Origin of the sequence: Pseudomonas grandcourensis (assembly GCF_039909015.1) — a bacterium.
Taxonomy (GTDB): Bacteria; Pseudomonadota; Gammaproteobacteria; order Pseudomonadales; family Pseudomonadaceae; genus Aquipseudomonas; species Aquipseudomonas grandcourensis.
In genome coordinates this window covers 2,642,178-2,660,183 of sequence record NZ_CP150919.1, presented here as the reverse complement: position 1 = coordinate 2,660,183, position 18,006 = coordinate 2,642,178, and the positions used below count along the sequence as shown (strand labels likewise).

Here is an 18,006-nt window from a genome sequence, read left to right as displayed (position 1 = left end):
CAAGGGGAGAGAGAAACTGAATGTTCATTAGCGGTCAGCTGTGGATGAACGTCCAGAGATCGGTATTCAGTTTTTCAATAGCGTCTTTAAAGTCCTTGGTGGTGATTTTCTGACTTTCGTTCTCTAGCTGGTTGCCGAATACCTTACGCACCACTTTGGCCATTGTTTGATTGGTTCTTGCGTCAATGAACTCGGCTTCAATGAATAGATTAGTGTCTTGATCCCTGTGACCGGTAGCTGCCTGTGTCGCTCCGACAACGGCCGCAATCGGCATCACTTCATACCACTTCATGCCTTCGTTCGAAGCGCTGACGCCAGTGATTGCCGCCCGCAGAATCAGGGGGCGTGACCTGGCCGGTGCGGCGGCGGCGTTAGACACCCTCTGGTATTTCTGGCCCAGCACGATTTTGGCCTTTCTGGACATGAAGTCCTGCAAGTCGGCCAGCGTCTGTTGATTGACCTGCTCATTGGGTTTGGGCGAGGGATAAAACTCCAGCGTTCTGAACGCTATGGTGTCATACGCATTCGGGTTCCACGACGGGCTCACCCAGCGCATTGCCTTCTCACCCGTGGCGGTAGTCACTTCTTGCAGGTTGTTGTAGTTGGACAGGAAGCCCGAATATTGCTCGCGCTCAGTGACTTGGGAGGTGCAACCGCCGAGTAGCAGGTATGTCAGTGCGACGCCAACAAACAGTTTATGGTCCATGGACATTGTGGGTTCACTCCACGATTTAGTCGTGCTCAGTCAACTGAAAAACAGAAACGCCAAGTCATGTTTCCCTTCATGGCTTGAATGCAGGCTTTGTCGGACTGACCGGAGATTGATTGCCGTTGTGAACTGGATCTGCTGCACCGACATATCGCAGAGCCAGCCCCCCCAGCCCAACTGACGTTGATGTCCCCAGAGCTTAGCCCGTTCTTGCAGATTTGCGGCACGATCTCAAGGTCTGGCACTGGCCGAATACTGCCCTTGGCGAGAGGCAGAAAACGGCCAAATGCAGACGTTCATGCCTACTCAACATCGGCCAAAATAGACCCTTGGATCAGCTAGGAAACCCGAGACGATTCATTCAGAGGGTTCTAGAAACGCCCCATTCAGGGGCGTTATCACCAACTTTTCAGTCTGGCTATGACAATGTCATTAAGCCGCAACAAGTTTTGCGGCGATCTTCGCCACATACTCACCTTGGTGTCGAGCAATGCCCGTTTCGCGGGCATCTGGCTGACGTGAGCCGTCAGCACCGGCAATGGTTGACGCACCGTATGGTGTGCCGCCGCCCCCTTGAGAAATATCGAAAAGTGCCTGATCGCTATAGCCAATCGGGACGATAACCATTCCATGATGCGCCAGGGTAGTCCAGGTGGATGTGATCGTAGATTCTTGACCGCCGCCAGTACCTGTTGAAGTAAAAACGCTGGCAACCTTGCCGACCAGCGCACCTTTGGCCCAAAGCCCACAGGTCTGATCCAGGAACGTTCGCATCTGACCGGCCATATTGCCAAAGCGGGTTGGCGTTCCAAAAATGATCGCGTCATAGTCACCTAACTCGCTTGGCGAGGCGACTGCGGCTTGTTGCCCTGTCTTGCCGTGCGCTGCTTTGAAGATGTCGGGATCCATGGTTTCCGGAACACGTTTGAGCGTGACCTCAACACCCGGTACTTTGCGAGCACCTTCAGCGACAGCTTGGGCCAAGGTTTCGATGTGGCCGTACATTGAATAATAGAGAACCAGTAATTTCGCCATTTTTCTTACTCATGAGGTGGCATTCGGAATGCGTTGCTGACCTTGGCCGGTCCCAATAACGATGCGATCAGTGGCCTTCGGAAGCGTTGAACATGGTTTTCGCGTAGATCAGTCCCAAACCATAAGCGCCACCATTTTCAATGGAGGTTTTCACCGTGGCGTCGTAGGTATTGGTACGGGCCCAGTCACGTTGCAATTCAAGCAAATATTGCAGGGATGTCATCGGGCGAGCGCCAAGTTGTACCATGCGCTGAATCGCCATCTCATGAGCCTCGACTGATACATCACCGCAAGCGTCAGCGATGAAATACACATCGAAACCCTGATCCAGGGCAGAGAGCGCCGGGCCAACAATACAGACCGACGTCCATAGACCGGCCAGCACAATCTTGGCCTTGCCGTGACGGTTCACCTCTACCGCAATACGCGGATCTTCCCAGGTGTTCATGCTGGTGCGGTCAATGACGTGCTGATCGGGAAAAACCGACTTGATCTCGTCAAAGATAGGCCCGGAAAAGCTCTTCTCTGCGACCGTAGTCAGGATGGTAGCGACCTCGAACTCCTTTGCTGCTTTGGCGACCAGGGCAGCATTGTTGCGTAGTGTCGTCGCGTCGATGGATTTGGTGGCGAAGGACATTTGCGACTGGTGATCGATCATGATAAGGGTGTGATCGACAGGGTTCAGCAGAGTCTTGCCGGGTACGGCAGATGCGGTAGGCATGGTTATCGCTCCATTGTGGTTGGGTAACTACCCCTTCACTTTGAAGTGTTCAGTTTTGCCAGGCTTGCATCCTTGTGCTTTGAATTGAGTGAGGTCAGATCAATGAGAAGCCTGCCGCAAGGCAGGCTTCATTTTGGCGGCTCAGTTCAAATGCGTTTTGAGCTCCAGTGCTGCCTGACGCACCGCAGTCTTGACCTCGGGAATCGAGCTCAGCGGATTGAGCAAGCCGAAGTCATGGATCATGCCGTTATAGCGCACTGAGGTGACCGGCACACCGGCCGCATCCAGATGGAGGGCATAACCTTCGCCTTCATCACGCAAGACGTCGAACTCGGCTGTTTGCACCAGGGCTGCCGGTAGCCCTTTAAGTTGTTCGGCGCTGGCGTTGAGTGGTGAGGCGTGGATCTGTGAGCGCTCGGCCGGATTAGTGGTGTAGTTGTCCCAGAACCACTGCATCATGCCCTTCGTCAGGAAGTGGCCCTCGGCAAATTGCTGATACGAGCCATTGTCGAACCCGGCGTTGGTCACCGGCCACATCAGTAACTGAAAACGCAGGGCCGGGGCTTTCTGTTCCTTGGCCATCAATGCCACGACCGCCGCCATGTTACCGCCGACACTATTACCGGCTACCGCCAGTCGCTTACCGTCGACACCGATGTCCTTGCCATGTTCGGCCACCCAGCGGGTCGCGGCGTAGGCCTGGTTGATCGCGGTCGGGTAATGCGCTTCGGGCGATGGTGTGTAGTCGACATATACCGCAACGGCACCGGAACCCACCACCAGGTCACGAATCAGACGCTGGTGAGTCGGGAAGTCGCCCAGTACCCAGCCGCCACCGTGAAAGAACATGAACACCGGCAACTCGCCTTTGACCTTGGCCGGGCGCACCACTTTGAGGTTGAGGGGGTGGCCATCGACCGTGATCGCCTTGTCGCTGACCTCCACACCGGACAGGTCCACTTTCACTGAGGTTTGTGCACCAGTCAGCACCGCACGGGCGTCTTTCGGGCTCAGTTGTTCCAGTGGTTTGCCACCACCTGCCTCCAGGGCTTCGAGGAAGGCCTGGGTCGTGTGTTCGACACCCGGGCTGCCTGAGGCAATGGCATTGTCTATGGAAAGAGCCAGGAGGGTGATGGCCAGCGTTTTCTGGATGATGTCCATGGGTAATCCTTTTTAGTTATTTGAGATTGAATATCTACAGACGGCGCCGGCAAGTTCGGCCGGCGCTTTTTATTGATTTTCGCGAGGAAAAATACGAACAGCCGAAGACATCCCAAAAACCGGAGTGATCGCTGTTCGGCGCCTTTCCTTGTGTCTGGAGTCAGGCGTGGTACAGCGGGCGTTACTCGATCAACGGAACGTTGGCCGCTCGTTTGTACGGCCCGTATTCCACCGGCACCCACTCAAAATGCTTATCCACGGCGCTGATATGTCCAATACCGGGGAACGGCAAGTGCGCGGCCGCCACCCAGGTCTTGCTCGCGGCAGCGGCACTGAACACCTGATTGCGACTCTTGATCGCTTGCTGATTGTTAACGTCGAACCCGATCGACACCTCCGGGTGCAGGAATTGCACGGCGAGGTTGTGCACCAGGTCCCCCATGAACAGGATGCTCTGCCCCTGGGAGGCGAAGCGGTACGTGCTGCTGCCCGGCGTGTGTCCGGTCTCCAGTTGGGCCTCCACCACACCCGGCAATGGCGACTGACCCGGGGCGAAGGTTTTGAAGCGCCCCGCTACGATGTAAGGTGCGGTGGAGTCCTGCGCGATCTTGAAGAAGCCTTTGGCCGCCTCCGGAGCTTTAGCCAGCGCCTGCGGGTCTAGCCAGTAATCGGCCTCGGCCTTGGCGGCATACACAGAGGCTTTGGCGAAGATCGGCTGCTGCTGACCATCCACCAGACCGCAGACATGATCCAGATGCAAGTGCGTAAGCAGGATGGCATCGACCTGCTCCGGCTTGTAGCCGGCGGCTTGTATGTTGGCCGAGAGCTGGCCTGCGGTAGCGCCGATGCACTGCCCGGCCCCGGTGTCGACCAGAATCAGTTGTTTGCCAGTATTGATCAGGAAGGCGTTAAACGCCGTCTGCACGCCCGGTGTTTCAATCGCACGACGGGCGAGCAGCGCGCGGATCTGACTCTGGCTCATGCCATGTAGCAGCTTCGGTGAAAGATCGTTGTAACCGTCGAACAGCGCCGTCACTTCGTAATCACCCACCGCCAACCGATAGTAGCCGGGGACCTGAGTGGCCTGAATCGGCGCCTGAGCCTGGACGCCAACAGAAGTCAGCACGAATGCCAGGCCGAATCCACGCAGTATGCAAACCAGAGAATGCTTCATGCCTCACCTTTGATCGAGTCAGAAAACGGCTAATCAAGTAAGCCGAGTAAATTCGATCATGCACCTGCCCAATACCGTGAAATTGCAGCGATGTGCTGATTTAGCGCAGTGGTATGACACTGCATATGAATGGACTTTGATAATAGGACCTGCAGAGAGTTTTCAAGGGTTCGCCCGCCCAAAACGGTGTGCTGTCGAGCGCGTGTGAGACAGCTCACTTCATAACTCTTAAGGTTTGCTTAAGGACTTTAAATGTCGCCGGGGGACAGACTTTCCTGAACGATCAGGAGAGCCACCATGAACCCGCAATCGGTGAATTCAAACCATCCATGCACCCGTGTACGGCCGTTGGGCGCCCTGTCCGGCTGGCAGGAGCGCCGTGCCAAGGAGCTGATGCTGCGTGACATGGGCAGCTGCGTTCGTATCAGCGCGATTGCCGAACAGTGCAATCTGTCCCGCAGCCATTTTTCCCGAGCGTTCAAAAAGGTTACCGGCCAGTCGCCGCAAGGCTGGTTGATGATGATGAAAATCGAAAAAGCCAAAAGCCTGCTTATCACCTCGATGCCGATTACCGATGTCGTCTATGAATGCGGTTTCGCGGATCACTCGCATTTCACCCGCACCTTCAGCCGCCTGGAAGGAATGACACCCAAGGCATGGCGCCGGGCCGTTGTTTTTGCAACGAGCCACCCTCTCCAGATGCCAGTGATCGATCGGGACATACCCAACTGGAGAATTCACGACAGCCGGGGCGTAGGCGTGGGACAGTCGCACACGCAAGAACTACACGCGTGAAATGATCGAGATCAACAAAACGAACTCCTCCCCTTTGGCCGCTCATGCGGCCTTTTTTTCATCCGGAGCTGGCCGGTGCCAGGGGCAGCTTGAAGCAAATCCGCGCGCCCTGCTCGCTGTCCTGAACCGCCACTGTCCCGCCGTGTGCACCGATCACCGACCTGCAGATGGCCAGGCCCATGCCCATGCCGCTGCCTTTGGTGGTGTAGAACGCATCGAAGATCTGCTCGCGCTGGTGCGCGTCAATGCCGGGGCCGTTGTCCTGGAAGCAGACCTGGACATGAGCGTCCTTTACCACTGAGCTGATGATGATGCGTCCATTGGGCAACCCTGCACCGGCGATGGCATCCAGCGCATTGGTGATCAGGTTGAACACCACCTGCTGGATCTGCACCGCGTCGACCGACACCGGGCATTGCGCCTCGAGCCGGGTCTCCAGGCTCACATTGCGGTTCGCCAGATCGGTGGCGGTCAGGCGCAGGACCTCTGCGATCAAGTGATCGATTTGCACCGGTAACCGTTGCAACGGAGCCTGTTTGGCGAGTGCACGAAGTGCCTGGACTATGTCCGCGGCGCGCGCGCTGTCCGAGCGAATGTCTTCCAGTCCCTGAATTGCCTCCTCCAGATCGGGCTGATCACGCTTTAGCCAGCGCAGACTGGCTGAGGCATTGGACACGATGCCCAGCAACGGCTGGCTGATTTCATGGGCAATCGAAGCCGAAAGCTCGCCCATGACCTTGAGGTGCGAGCTGCGGGCCAATTCCGCACGGGAACTGCGCAAGTCCGCTTCCATTTGCGCCCGTAGCTTGTTGTCCTCGACCAGCTGTTCATACAGCTTGGCGGTTTGCAGTGACACTGCGGCCTGAGAGGCGAGAATCTCCAGCATGGTCAGGCGCGGGGCGCTGAATAGCTTGGGGACCAGGCTATTTTCCAAATAGATTAGGCCGATCAACGTGCCTTGTTTGAGCAATGGCAGGCATAACACTGACCGCACTTGGCGCGGTTGCAGATCGGCGCTGTAGGCCTCGGGACAATCGGCCCAGGCATCGTCGAGCACCAAGGGCGTGCGCGTACGCATCGTGGCATTGAGCACCGAGGCCGGCGCGATCTGTTCGAGCGGTTGCCCGGCATCCAGAGCGACCCGTACATTACCGGCTTCAACCGAAGCCGTCGCCGCCAACTGCATTTCGGCACCGCTGACGATCATCAGCATGCCATTGTCGGCCCCGGCCTGAATCATCAAGTGATTCATAAGGGTTTCGACCAATCTTTCGAGCAGAACCTCCTGCGACAGTGCACGCGCCGCTTCGATTCCCACTTCAAGATCGAGACGGACCTGGGTCAAAGGCAGGACCGGTTCGAACGATGGCTCATCACTCAGAAAAGGGTGCAAGGTTTCCAATAGGCGTGCCTTGCTGTTGGCGCCCCACAGTTTGTAGCAATCGCGCGCGACACGCAGGTGGTGGTTGGCACCCGACACCAGCCCGTTGGGTAGGCAGATACCCGCCAGCTGTTCATTGGCCAGCGCCTGCTCATGGATGAAACCTGCCGCCGCCGCAGCGATCTGAGACTGATCGAAACAACGGATAGCTACCAGTTCCTGACCGCGCAAACGGGCGATGACCCCCTCGATCAGCAGCAGTTTGTTGCGGAAGGTTGTCGGGTTGAGCTCGACCCACGGCAAAAACTGCAAGCGTTGCCGCTCGAGTATTTGCAGTTTTTCCGCCACCGCGCCCGGCGCCTGCGCACTGCCCAGCGTCAGGCTGTAGAACAGGTAGTAATCGGCAAGATTGATATGCGCCGGAATGGACCAGGTCAGCGCGGCGGCTTCTTCGAAACGTCGCAATGCATAAGGGATATCGCCGAAATAAAACGCCGACATGCCTGAATAAAGCCACGACCAGAACAGCGTCGGCTGCGACACACGGGTACGGTCGATGGGACCGAAATGGTCATGTTCGATGCCATCCAGTTCGGCCAATGGCCGATGCACGCGCCCGTCACGCAGATCGGTGGCGAATGCCTGTTGCGCCAGCAGGATGCGCTCGATATCGATGTAATGGAATTGCCGCACCCACGCCAACCCATGTTCCAGTTCGCTCAACACCCCTGGCAAAGGTTCGCCCATGAACAGCAGGTCGGAACCTATGTGGTTGCAGGCGTAACAGGACATGCCCAGGTCGCCGCCGGCCTGGCCGCACTCGAATGCGGCGAAGGCCTTTTCTCGAGCGTACGCCATCGGTCGAGTCCAGGGGCTAACCTGATCAAGCGCCACCAGCGTGCCTGTGCGCCCTGCTTCGTAGCCGTGCTTGTCGGTGAGCTCCAGAGCCACTTCGGCGAAGGCCTGCCCATCCACATACTCGCCAAAGCGTTCGGCAATCATCACGCCAAACCAGGCAAAACCGTAACCACTGCCTGGCGTGGTGCCATGCAGCAGCGTGAGTTCGACCATTTTTGCCAAATGCAGAAAACGAATGTCGTCGTCGATGAAGAACGAAGAAATCAACGTACTGAGCAATTCCATGGCCGCTTCGACAGGCGGGTCATCGGCCTTAGGCAAATGCACGAGATCGGCGATGCGGCGTGCACCGACAAGCCTACGAACCTGAGTAAAGCCCAGGGTTAAATCGTCCTGCGAGGGCCTGCGCTGAAGGGGAATATCCAGCAAGGCCAGACCGTTCAGCGCCTCGGTGATCGCCCCCTCGTAATCGGAGTGCAGCGTGCGCAAAGTGGCCCGTAACCGATAGGTCTTCGCGCGGTCGAGCACTATGGTGGCCTGGGTCAGGCATTCGTCGAGGCGGCGCTGAGCGCCTTCTAGATCGGCCAGGAGCATGTCGCACTCGGCAGCCAGCCATTGGGTGGCAAACGTCTGGCTGTAGAGGCTCGACCAACCTGTCTGGCCGAGCAGACTCTCGGCCGTGCGAAGATAGCCCACGGCTTGCTCGACAGCGGCGGTGTCGCGGGCGCGTTCGGCGGCTTCAATCAACAGCTCGACGAACGCGGCGCGGCGATGCGCTTCCAGTTCATCGGCGTCAATGCGCTGGACCTGACTGGCGACTTCGAACACACGCTCATGGATCTTCTCACCCCAATGATCAAGCATGGCGCCAGCGATACGCGCATGCTCGGCGGCGCGTCCCGCTGACGCCGCAAGCTGACAGGCCGCCTCAAGCACACGGTCATGGGGAAACACCAGTTGCTCACGATCACGCAACAGAAAACCTGCATCGACCAGGCTTTGCACATCATGGGTGGTTTGTTGTGGCTCACACGGCAACAGCCGATGCAGCAGCGATTCATCACAGCGTCCGCCGACATAACTGGCCGTGCGCAGCACTTCGCGCTCCATCGGTGACAGGCGCTCGAGTCGCAATACCATCAAGTCCGCGACGTTGTCGGCGTAGCGATAACCGTCCACCTCTCGTTGATTCCAGACCCAGCGGCGATCCTGCACATCAAAGCGCACCAGACGTTCATCGATCAATGCGCGCAACACTTGGCTGACGAACAGAGGGTTGCCGGCCGTCTTGTAATGCACGAGTTGCGCGAGCGCCGCTATCTCCCTGGCTTCGGTGTCCAGTTCAGCGGCGATCAGCTGCGCGACCGCGGCCACGGACAATGGCCCCAGCATGACGCTTGCACAAGGCAACGATTGCTCGCGGGCCAGCATCTGCAGCACTCCCCCCTCGCGCTCGAGGGCCTGCGTCTGCGCCTCGCGATACGCCAGGATCAGCACCAGATGCCGGGGCCGCCGGTCGACGAATGCCTGCAAAAACGACAGCGTCGAATCGTCCGCCCATTGCACGTCATCCACGAACAGCACCAGGGGACATCCCGGCTGAGCGAAGACATCCAATACATCAAGCAGGGTCCGGTTGGCGCGATCGAGCGCATGTCGGGCCGGCATGTTCGGCAGCTCAGGTGTGACCCCAATGACCAGCTCGGCCTCGGGCGCCAGTTCCACCAGAAGCCTGCCCCGTCCCTTGAGCCGTTCGGCCAGTTGCTCGCCCAGCGTCCGCAGCTCCAGAGCCGGCTTGCCCAGCAACTGTGTCAACAGCGACTTGAAGATCTCTGCCAAGGGTGCAAAGGGAATTTCCTGTTGCAACAGATTGCTCTTGCCGCTGGCCCAGTAACCTGGCGCCAGGGGCCGGACACCCCGATGTATCAGCGTCGACTTTCCGGCGCCCGGCGCGCCACCGACCAGCAGGACCCGGGCAATACCATCGCTGCCCACCTGATCCATCAGCTCGACCAACTGCGTGCGCTCGGCCTCTCGCCCGAACAGCACATCGCCGCGGGCCGAGGAAGGCAACACATCGAAAGCGCCCAGGCGGAACGCGTCGATACGCTCATGTTCCAGCCACTGCTGTTGGCACCAGGCGAGATCTACGGCCATTGATTCGGCACTCTGGTAGCGGGCACCCGGTTCTTTCGCCAGGCCTTTGAGCAGCACTCGGCAGATGCCTTCCGGCAGATCGGTGACATAAATCGCCGGTGATTGCGGTTGGACGGCGGCATGCGCGTGCAGCCATTGGGACGGATCGCGGGCGGTGAGCGGCAGGCGGCCGGTCAGTGCCTGATAAAGAATCGCGGTCAGCGCGTAGATATCGCTGCGCGAATCAAAACTGGCGGCATCGCGTCGTACCTGCTCGGGGGCCAGATAAGGCCATTGCTCCAGGTGGGGCAGTTCTACGGCGGGCGCCTCCCCGGCATGGCTGTGAACACTCAGTAGTTTGACCGAGTCCGCCGCATCCACCACCAAGTGGTGGGGTAGCAGGCTGGCATGTCGCACACCCGTCTTCTGGGCGCTCGCCAGCGCGTTGGCCGCGGCTACGGCGATGGCCAGCAAGCGTGCCAGTGGCAGCCCTGTGTCACTGATCAAATCAGTCAGCGGCACCCCGGACGCGGGATAGATCAACAAAGGCCCCTCGGCCGAGCGGATGAACGCGACAGGCGCAATCGCCCAGGCCGGATCCAGGCGCAAGTGAAAATCGCGCTCCAGCCGCTGACATAGGAAAGGCCGCTGAATCGGCGCCCGGGCGGCGAGCCAGCGTGTGCCCGATGCCCGATCCTGGAGCGTGAACCAGGTCAGGTCGTTTTCCCGGCGCAGGAGGGTGAAGGCACAACGCTCAAGCCAGGCTTCATCGTGTGAGACATCAAGACTGTGGGAACCGGATGCTGAGAGAGAGCTGCTGGGCATGAACAATCACCGCTGAAGATTCGTTTCGGGCTGAGCCGGTGAGTATACGCAAGGCTCTGGTCCGATGGCTGCGCTCGAGTAATCCTGTCCGTTATCGGCATCAGGGTGGCAGTTTAGGACCCTGGCGCACTGTGATTTTTGTGCACTGAAATCGCGGCGTGTTATCCCTCGGGATAATTGCATTATGCGAGGCCGTCCCATAGCGTGTAGCCCTGATGAAACGACGTTTTGGCGTCACTCCCCGTCAACGCAGTGCAGAGGAACCTATGATCCGACTCGGCCAAGCCACTATTTCCCTGGAACGGCGTGAAGCCTTTCTTGATGGACGGCCGCTGCGTATGGGGGGCCGGGCATTCGAAATCCTGTCGGTGCTGTTGCAAGCAGATGGCCGAATCGTCAGCAAGAATGAATTGATCACGCAGGTCTGGCCTGACACCGTCGTCGAGGAAAACAATCTCCAGGTGCAGATTTCCTCGCTGCGCAAGTTGCTTGGAGAAAAAGAGTTCATCCAGACGGTCCCGCGCCGAGGTTACCGATTATTGAAAGAACGTGAATCGCCCCAGCCCCTGTTCCATCCGGTATCACCGGGCACCTTTGCATCCGAGGATCAGGAGACGATCGATCCTGACAGCGTGCCGGTGTACATCGTGGATGACGAAGCATCCGTACGCACAGCACTCAGTCGTTTGCTGCGGGCCGAAGGCATCGCGCACCGGGTATTCACCTCGGCCGAAGAAGTGCTCAGCGCTGACCTCGACATTGGCCCGGCTTGCCTATTGCTGGACATCAGCCTTCCCGAGGCGACAGGTCTGGAACTGCAATCGGCACTCGGACAACGCGGACATCCGTGGCCGGTGATTTTCATGACAGGGTTCGGCACCATCCCGATGTCGGTGCAGGCCATGAAAGCGGGAGCGGTCGAGTTCATGACCAAACCTTTCAACGACGAGCAGTTGCTCGATACCCTGCGCATCACCCGTCAACGTGCAGCGATGGCATTCGAGCAATGGCGGCGCATTCAAGCCGCCCGTAAAAAAGCCGCTCTGTTGACCCCTCGTGAGTGCGAAGTGCTGCCACTGGTCGTGGAGGGGCTGTCCAACAAACACATCGCCAACCGGCTGGGTACCAGCGAAATCACCGCCAAGGTCCACCGCAAACACATCATGGAGAAGATGCAAACGCGCTCGCTGGTGAGCCTGGTCAACCTGTATGGGCTGATTAGCTCAGAGCCGACGTTTGGCGCGCAGAGTCCTACATGACTACCAACAATGACTGCGCCGCGCCCGGGTCATCCGTCAGCGCCATGATCATCGTCTGTATCGTGGACGACGATGCGTCCGTTCGCAAAAGCCTGGCCAATCTGCTGCGGTCGGTGGGATACCGCTCTCGGGTATTCACTTCGGGAGAGGAGTTCCTAGCCCTCGAAAACTTCGACGACATCGCGTGTCTGCTGTTGGATTTAAAGATGAACGGACTGTCAGGGATAGAGGTCATGCACGCACTGACGCTCAAACACAGAAAATTTCCAGTGATTTGCATGTCGGCACACTGGGATGACGCAACACTGGCCGAAACCAGCCGTTATGAGCCCATCGAATGTTTACGTAAACCCTTCAGCGGGGAAGCTTTGCTGAGCGCTGTCGAGTCTGCGCTTCAATGTGAGCGTTGAAAGTCTTCTGATGCTGCCGCAAGCAACCGGCCAAGGCGGACGTAGTCAGCATGTCCCAAGCCTGCTTTTGGTGATGGCAGTCTTTGCCTAAAAGAATACAAGCAAAAAATTGGCATAAAACAGGCTCGCACTAATGATGTCTGAATGAGTTTTTCGGGATGGTCAGCACTAGCCCAATTTCCGCTGATGCTGACCGGCAGCAATGGGTCGACTGCGGCCCTTCGCGACTGCCCACGCAAAAAACCCTTCCTGCGTTTCAACCCAGGAAGGGTTTTTTTGTTTGCGGCCGATCAGTCTTTAGCCTGGCTCAACTTGGTGAACAGCTCGGTCGGCACTTTCTTGCCGTTGGAGATGAACTGGTTGGTGCGGAACTTGTACACCTCACCTTCGGACAGGAAACCGTCGCCGTTGGTGTCCATCGCCTTGAATTCCTCAGTGCCCTTTGGCGCTACCGCCAGCAGTTCCTTGAGCGAAACGCGGCCGTCATGATCGGCGTCGGTACGCGCGAAAGAAGCATCGCCGCACTTGCCTTCACCGCACTTGCCCTCGGCCTGGGTCTTTTGCGCGCTGGCTTCGGCACCGCACTTGCCTTCGCCACATTTGCCTTCGCTGGTCTTTTCTGCGGCAGCCAGCTGATAGCCCTGAGGCAAGGCTTCGGCCGAAAAAGCGGTGGACGCGAAGTTGATACCGCCGACCAGTGCAACAGCGATCAGGCCAATGCGGGTTTTGTTCGACTGGATACGAGTCATGTTGATACTCCGGTTCAATAGCGCGGCGGGACCTCTATTGGTCGTACCGCAAGGGTTGATAAACCTGGTTGCGAGGTGCGGGATGCATCTCGCTTTGGCAGGTCTATTTGGCCCCAGTGGTGTATCCGGGCTGTATCCGTGGGGAGCTGGTTTTGTATGGCTGTACGAAGATGTGGTGCCTTGATACACGGCGATACAACAAAAGCCTCAAGCTACTACCCTTCATTGACGACCTAGACCTTACAACTCAAGGAGCGTCAGACATGAACGGTAAACGTATAGCAGCGGGATTGAGTCTTTTGTTCGCATTCAGTGGTGCGTGCCTGGCGGCGCCGGGCACCATCAGGTTTCAAGGCAGCATTGTGGAGCCGGGCTGTCAGTCACGCGTGGGGACGGATGGCACATTCGATCTTTACCAATGCTCTGCCCAGAGTCGCGCGATGGGGGTTGAGGCAAACACCCTCACGCCAACTGCCAGTGTGAGCGCTGTCGGTCAATCCCGTACCCACGTCAAACTGCTCGCTGACAGTGGTCAAGAAGGTCGCTATTTCGATCAGCAGTATGTGTTGGTGGATGATGCAGGCTCGCCGGTCCGTTCCGGAAACTACTTGATTACCCTGAGCATGCCTTGATCACGGGGTCCGCGCAGAGCGTCTGCATCTGAGCAATAGCACTTGTTTAAAAAGGCTGTAGGTTATTTCCTGAAAGCTACGACACCTTGCGTCGTTGCCTACGGTTACGCCAGAATCCGCCGGCTTGTGCGCCTTGCCCCTGGTCTCTATCGTTTCCGCGCCACTGCCCATCAGCGGCCGGGTCTGGAAACCCCGAAATGAAAATGGCGCAACTGCGCCCTTCATAACCTATGCTTGCGCGCTTTTAAGTGTGCACTCCGTTATGGCGGCTGTGCGCGGGAGACCTTCGGGTCTACCGGGTTGCCGTTTCCCCGGGTTTCCAGCCTGCGTACAGCTGCCACCTCTTCGCCTGGAAACGAACGTGGCAGCTTCAACCATGAAGCGGAGATAACCATGTTCAAAGTCACCCCCAACCCGCCGGACACCGATCCGACATCCCCATACGAACCCGATTCAAACAAGCTCAACGAGGCCGCCGAACGCGCGCTCGCCTTCCACTTCCCCTCAACTGCCGACATCAAAGCCACACCGCGCAGACCCAGCCACCTGTTTACCGTTGATCCCGAAGCCACGACCGAAACCCTGGTGGTTTATCTGGTCGAAACGCTGGCCTCGGTCGATGTGATGGTGCACCAGTTGGTGGATCATCTGGATGGAGGCTCACGCAATGCCCTGCTGGGGATTTCCAACAGTGTGATGTTGGCGGAGATCACGGCGAATCGGGTGCTGGACCAAATCGACCCGCCCGCATAAATACGGTTACCTGAGGCGAGGGAGTTTGCGCCCTCACCTCAGTTCCTGTGTTTTTGATGTTGGCTGGGCTATCACTAGTTCGGATCCAGCAACCCACCACTCCAGTTTCTCGACACCCGGCTACCGGTGAATTTCGCCACCCCCATGCCCTGGGGGATCAGGTGATCGCGATAGCGCGTCACCAGGCGCCCCGCTTGTTCGGCGTGCAACACCACTTCGGAGGATGGATCACCCGGGCGCCCGAGTATCCGTGCAAAGCGCTGGCCTTCCTCGACGAAATCCCCCAGCTCTTTTTCGAAGATCAACACCCCGGGTTGCGGGGCGATGATGGTTTCCATGTGGCCCATTTCTACGGCTTCGACGGGCCAGTCCGCGGGCGCCACTGACTCATCGATGACACCGCAACCGCACAGCCAGTTGTACAGCCCTTCTGCATCCTGTTCGGCGAAACGATCGCTGACATCGCCCTGCCCGCGCAGTTCCAGGGTCGCGGCCATTCGCCCTGCAGTGACTCCGTCGCGTATCCACGGGGCAATGATGGTTTCCTCGAAGGAGCCATCGCCGCCGTCATCCCAGATGATCGCCACGTCCATCTTCATCGCCGCCGCCAGTTCGCGGCCACGGGGCCAGAAACTGCGGTGCACGTACAGGTACGGCAGGGCCTCGTCATCGGTGTGCAGGTCGAGCATCACATCGGCCGGGGCGGCCAGTTGCACCAGTTGCTTTTGCCATTGTTGAACGCAGGTCGAAGGTCGCTCCATGGCCGCTGACTGGTCGAACGCGCGATTGAAGTTTTGCCCGGTGGCGTCGTGATAACGGCCGAGAATCCGCCCCTGGCGAAACTGCCCGATGCCCAGCGGATTGGCCTGCGGCACCACGGTGATGTTGCCTTTGAGACGGCCCTGGGTTTCGGCGGTTTGCAGTCGTTGCATCAGCAGGTGCAGGACCAGCATCCCCGCGATTTCATCGGCATGGACGCCGGCCTGCAGGTGCACGTTTGGCCCGCTGTCGTCGCCTGCATAGCGCCAGGCACCGACCTGCACGGCATCACCGTTGTTGTTGCGAACACTGAACGAAATATCCTGCGGCATTGGCTTTCCCTCCCGTCATGAATGCTGAGAAACGTTGTATCGCTGCTGCCGTGGCTGGTGATTGAACAGACGTTCAACTAAGCTCGGCATCGTGGAACCTCACCCAAGGACAGCCTTGTGACAACCGATGCCCCGAAAAACCGCCGCACCGAACCCGAGGACCGTCGCGAAATGCTGGTGGCCGCCACCCTGCGCTGCCTGGGCCGCGACGGTCACGCCGGGATTTCCGTGCGACGCATTGCCACCGAGGCCGGGGTGTCCGTGGGGTTGCTCAACCATCACTTCGGCAGCATCGAGGCACTGATCGCCGACACCTACCAGCGGCTCGCGAGCGAACTGACCACCGCCCTGCTCCAGGAAATCGAACAGGCCCAGACACCCGCGCAAAAGATCGATGCCTTCCTCGAAGGCTCGTTCTCGCCCAGGGTCATGGACCCGAAACTGCTCGGCGTGTGGGTAGTGTTCTGGAGCCTGATCCGTCACTCCGAACACGTCAGCCAGTCCCACGAAAAAAGCTACCGCGCCTACCTCGATCTGATCCGCCAGTTGCTCGACGGGCTGGCCGCCAGCGAAGGCTTCGTGATTCACGACACGCGCCTGGCCGCCATCGGCTTATCGGCGATGCTCGACGGTCTCTGGCTCGAGTGGTGCCTGAACCCCGAGACCTTCAGCGCCGCCAACGGACTGCATATCTGCCGCTGCTGGATAAAGGGGCTGCGTCACGGAGCATTCAGCACCGACGACGTCTTGTGACGGGTGTCGGCCGAAGATCATCGCCAGGGTGCCGCTGACCGCGATCAGCCCGGCGCCGACCATCAGTGACATGTCCATCAGCGTGCCCCAGACCAGGCTCGACAGCGCAAACGCCCAGATCAGCCCGGTGTATTCGAACGGCGCGAGCAAGGTCGCGGTGGCGCGGCGGAAACTGGCGAACAACAGGAACTGGCCGATGCCGCCCACCAGGCCGGCGCCGAGCATGCCCAGCCAGGCGGGCGTCGGTGATGGCGTGTGGGTCCACGGCAGGGCGACCGCCATGCAAATCACGAACACCACGTTGGTGATCAGCATCTGCTCCAGCACGGAGGTCTGCTCATCCACCTGGCGCAGCTGGATGTAGGTGAACGCCCAGCACATCGCCGCCAACAGGGTCAGGACGATCGGCAACGGATCGGTCATGTTGTCGGGGCGACAGGCGATGACCACCCCGACAAAACCGATGATCAGGCTGAACCACTGCCAGCCGCTGGCGCGCTCCTTGAGAATCACCGCCGCCAGCACCGTGACCATGATCGGCGCAGAAAAATACAGGGTGGTCATCTCGGCCAGGGTCAGGTCGCGGGCCGCCGTGTAGTACAGCACCCAGGCGACAATCGACAGCAAACCGCGCACCACCAGCAGGCGCCGGCTCGGCGAGCGCCAGGCCCGCTGGATCAGGCGCAGGCGCCCCGCCAGCAACACTGCCACGACCACCACAGCGGCGCGCCAGAACAGAATGGTGACCACCGAATAGTCAGCCACCAGCCACTTGATGACCGCATCCTGCAACGACAGGAATGCGTAACCCAACGTGCACAGGCCAATGCCCTGCAGCGAGCGGTCAACCCGTGGCGAACTCATCAGGCCGACCTGCGCACGGGCGTCCCGCGCCGTTCGGCAAAGGCAAACAACGCCTCGATCAGGAACGTCAGGCAGACATACACCCCGGCCACCAGCAACAAGGGTTCGTACACCTGCAGGGTCTGCGCGCGGACCACGTTGGCGGCGCCGAGCAGATCGATCACGGCAATGGTCGAGGCCAGCGCCGTGGACTTGAGCAGCATCACGGTTTCCCCCGCAAGCGTCGGCAACAGCAGGCGCAAGGCTCGGGGCAAGCGCACCCGCAACAACGACTGGCGCGCGGTCATGCCAAACGCTGACGCGGCTTCCATCTCACCCTTGGGCACCGCCAGCAGGCCACCACGAATCACTTCGCCAACATAGGCCCCCATCGACACCACCAGGGCGAACACGATGTACCAGTAGCCGTCGCGCAGATACGGCCAGAGGAAACTGCCACGAATCAGCGGGAACTGGGCAAACAGGCTGCCCAATCCGTAGTAGTAGATGTAGATCTGGATCAGCAACGGCGTACCGCGCGTGACGCTGGTGTAGAACAGGCTGACCTTGGCAATCACCTTGTTTTTCGAGATCCGCGCCAGCGCCACCAGTACCGCCAGCAGATAACCGAACACACTCGATACCAACAGAATAACGAGGGTGGTTTGCAGCCCCCGGCCCAACAGTGCCGCGTATTCAACTATCCACGCTGGAATCATTT

Annotated in this window: 15 protein-coding genes and 1 pseudogene; 6 read left to right on the top strand and 10 right to left on the bottom strand. The window is 59.0% G+C overall.

Annotated features, from left to right (window positions below):
* Positions 1 to 34: 34 nt before the first annotated feature.
* The 5 genes from AABM52_RS11955 to AABM52_RS11935 form a co-directional block, all read right to left on the bottom strand.
* Positions 35 to 712 carry a DUF3313 domain-containing protein gene (locus tag AABM52_RS11955; RefSeq protein ID WP_347911944.1) on the bottom strand — a complete coding sequence of 226 codons (678 nt, stop codon included), beginning with the start codon at positions 710 to 712 and terminating at the stop codon, positions 35 to 37.
* Between the two features lie 429 nt (positions 713 to 1,141).
* The gene (wrbA, locus tag AABM52_RS11950) at positions 1,142 to 1,744 is read right to left on the bottom strand and encodes an NAD(P)H:quinone oxidoreductase (protein WP_347911943.1); all 603 of its coding nucleotides are present in this window, start codon (positions 1,742 to 1,744) and stop codon (positions 1,142 to 1,144) included.
* A 67-nt stretch (positions 1,745 to 1,811) separates the two neighbouring features.
* Entirely contained in the window at positions 1,812 to 2,465 is a 654-nt protein-coding gene (locus tag AABM52_RS11945) for a hydrolase (protein ID WP_347911942.1), read from the bottom strand.
* A 141-nt stretch (positions 2,466 to 2,606) separates the two neighbouring features.
* Positions 2,607 to 3,626 (bottom strand): alpha/beta hydrolase, encoded by a 1,020-nt coding sequence (locus AABM52_RS11940; RefSeq protein WP_347911941.1) that lies wholly within the window; start codon positions 3,624 to 3,626, stop codon positions 2,607 to 2,609.
* A 181-nt stretch (positions 3,627 to 3,807) separates the two neighbouring features.
* A complete protein-coding gene (locus tag AABM52_RS11935; protein ID WP_347911940.1) occupies positions 3,808 to 4,800 on the bottom strand; it encodes an MBL fold metallo-hydrolase in 993 nt (330 codons plus the stop codon).
* 393 nt (positions 4,801 to 5,193) lie between these two features.
* Here AABM52_RS11935 and AABM52_RS11930 point away from each other — a divergent pair, with 393 nt between their 5' ends.
* The gene (locus AABM52_RS11930) at positions 5,194 to 5,595 is read left to right on the top strand and encodes a helix-turn-helix transcriptional regulator (RefSeq protein ID WP_347911939.1); all 402 of its coding nucleotides are present in this window, start codon (positions 5,194 to 5,196) and stop codon (positions 5,593 to 5,595) included.
* Between the two features lie 58 nt (positions 5,596 to 5,653).
* Here the strand turns inward: AABM52_RS11930 and AABM52_RS11925 are convergent, their stop codons facing one another.
* Positions 5,654 to 10,795, bottom strand: coding sequence for an AAA family ATPase (locus AABM52_RS11925; protein ID WP_347911938.1), 5,142 nt, complete (start codon positions 10,793 to 10,795; stop codon positions 5,654 to 5,656).
* 266 nt (positions 10,796 to 11,061) lie between these two features.
* Between AABM52_RS11925 and AABM52_RS11920 the strand changes: the two genes are divergently transcribed.
* A complete protein-coding gene (locus tag AABM52_RS11920; protein ID WP_347911937.1) occupies positions 11,062 to 12,054 on the top strand; it encodes a response regulator in 993 nt (330 codons plus the stop codon).
* 44 nt (positions 12,055 to 12,098) lie between these two features.
* Entirely contained in the window at positions 12,099 to 12,464 is a 366-nt protein-coding gene (locus AABM52_RS11915; protein WP_347912618.1) for a response regulator, read from the top strand.
* Between the two features lie 290 nt (positions 12,465 to 12,754).
* Here the strand turns inward: AABM52_RS11915 and AABM52_RS11910 are convergent, their stop codons facing one another.
* The gene (locus AABM52_RS11910) at positions 12,755 to 13,213 is read right to left on the bottom strand and encodes a hypothetical protein (RefSeq protein WP_347911936.1); all 459 of its coding nucleotides are present in this window, start codon (positions 13,211 to 13,213) and stop codon (positions 12,755 to 12,757) included.
* Between the two features lie 263 nt (positions 13,214 to 13,476).
* Between AABM52_RS11910 and AABM52_RS11905 the strand changes: the two genes are divergently transcribed.
* Positions 13,477 to 13,845, top strand: a complete 369-nt coding sequence (locus AABM52_RS11905) for a type 1 fimbrial protein (protein WP_347911935.1) — start codon at positions 13,477 to 13,479, stop codon at positions 13,843 to 13,845.
* A 393-nt stretch (positions 13,846 to 14,238) separates the two neighbouring features.
* Positions 14,239 to 14,598, top strand: coding sequence for a hypothetical protein (locus AABM52_RS11900; RefSeq protein ID WP_347911934.1), 360 nt, complete (start codon positions 14,239 to 14,241; stop codon positions 14,596 to 14,598).
* Between the two features lie 74 nt (positions 14,599 to 14,672).
* Here the strand turns inward: AABM52_RS11900 and AABM52_RS11895 are convergent, their stop codons facing one another.
* Positions 14,673 to 15,689, bottom strand: coding sequence for a succinylglutamate desuccinylase/aspartoacylase family protein (locus tag AABM52_RS11895; RefSeq protein WP_347911933.1), 1,017 nt, complete (start codon positions 15,687 to 15,689; stop codon positions 14,673 to 14,675).
* Between the two features lie 171 nt (positions 15,690 to 15,860).
* On the opposite strand from AABM52_RS11895, the pseudogene AABM52_RS11890 reads away from it, so the two are divergent.
* Positions 15,861 to 16,346: pseudogene (locus AABM52_RS11890) on the top strand (TetR family transcriptional regulator C-terminal domain-containing protein); the annotation flags it as partial.
* On the opposite strand, the gene AABM52_RS11885 reads toward AABM52_RS11890, so the two are convergent.
* Positions 16,302 to 17,306: a DMT family transporter gene (locus AABM52_RS11885; protein WP_347911932.1), complete on the bottom strand. Its 1,005-nt coding sequence runs from the start codon at positions 17,304 to 17,306 to the stop codon at positions 16,302 to 16,304. The pseudogene AABM52_RS11890 and the gene AABM52_RS11885 sit on opposite strands and share 45 nt — an antisense overlap.
* Entirely contained in the window at positions 17,306 to 18,004 is a 699-nt protein-coding gene (locus tag AABM52_RS11880) for an ABC transporter permease subunit (protein WP_007999837.1), read from the bottom strand. The genes AABM52_RS11885 and AABM52_RS11880 overlap by 1 nt, the downstream gene beginning before the upstream one ends.
* Positions 18,005 to 18,006 lie beyond the last annotated feature (2 nt).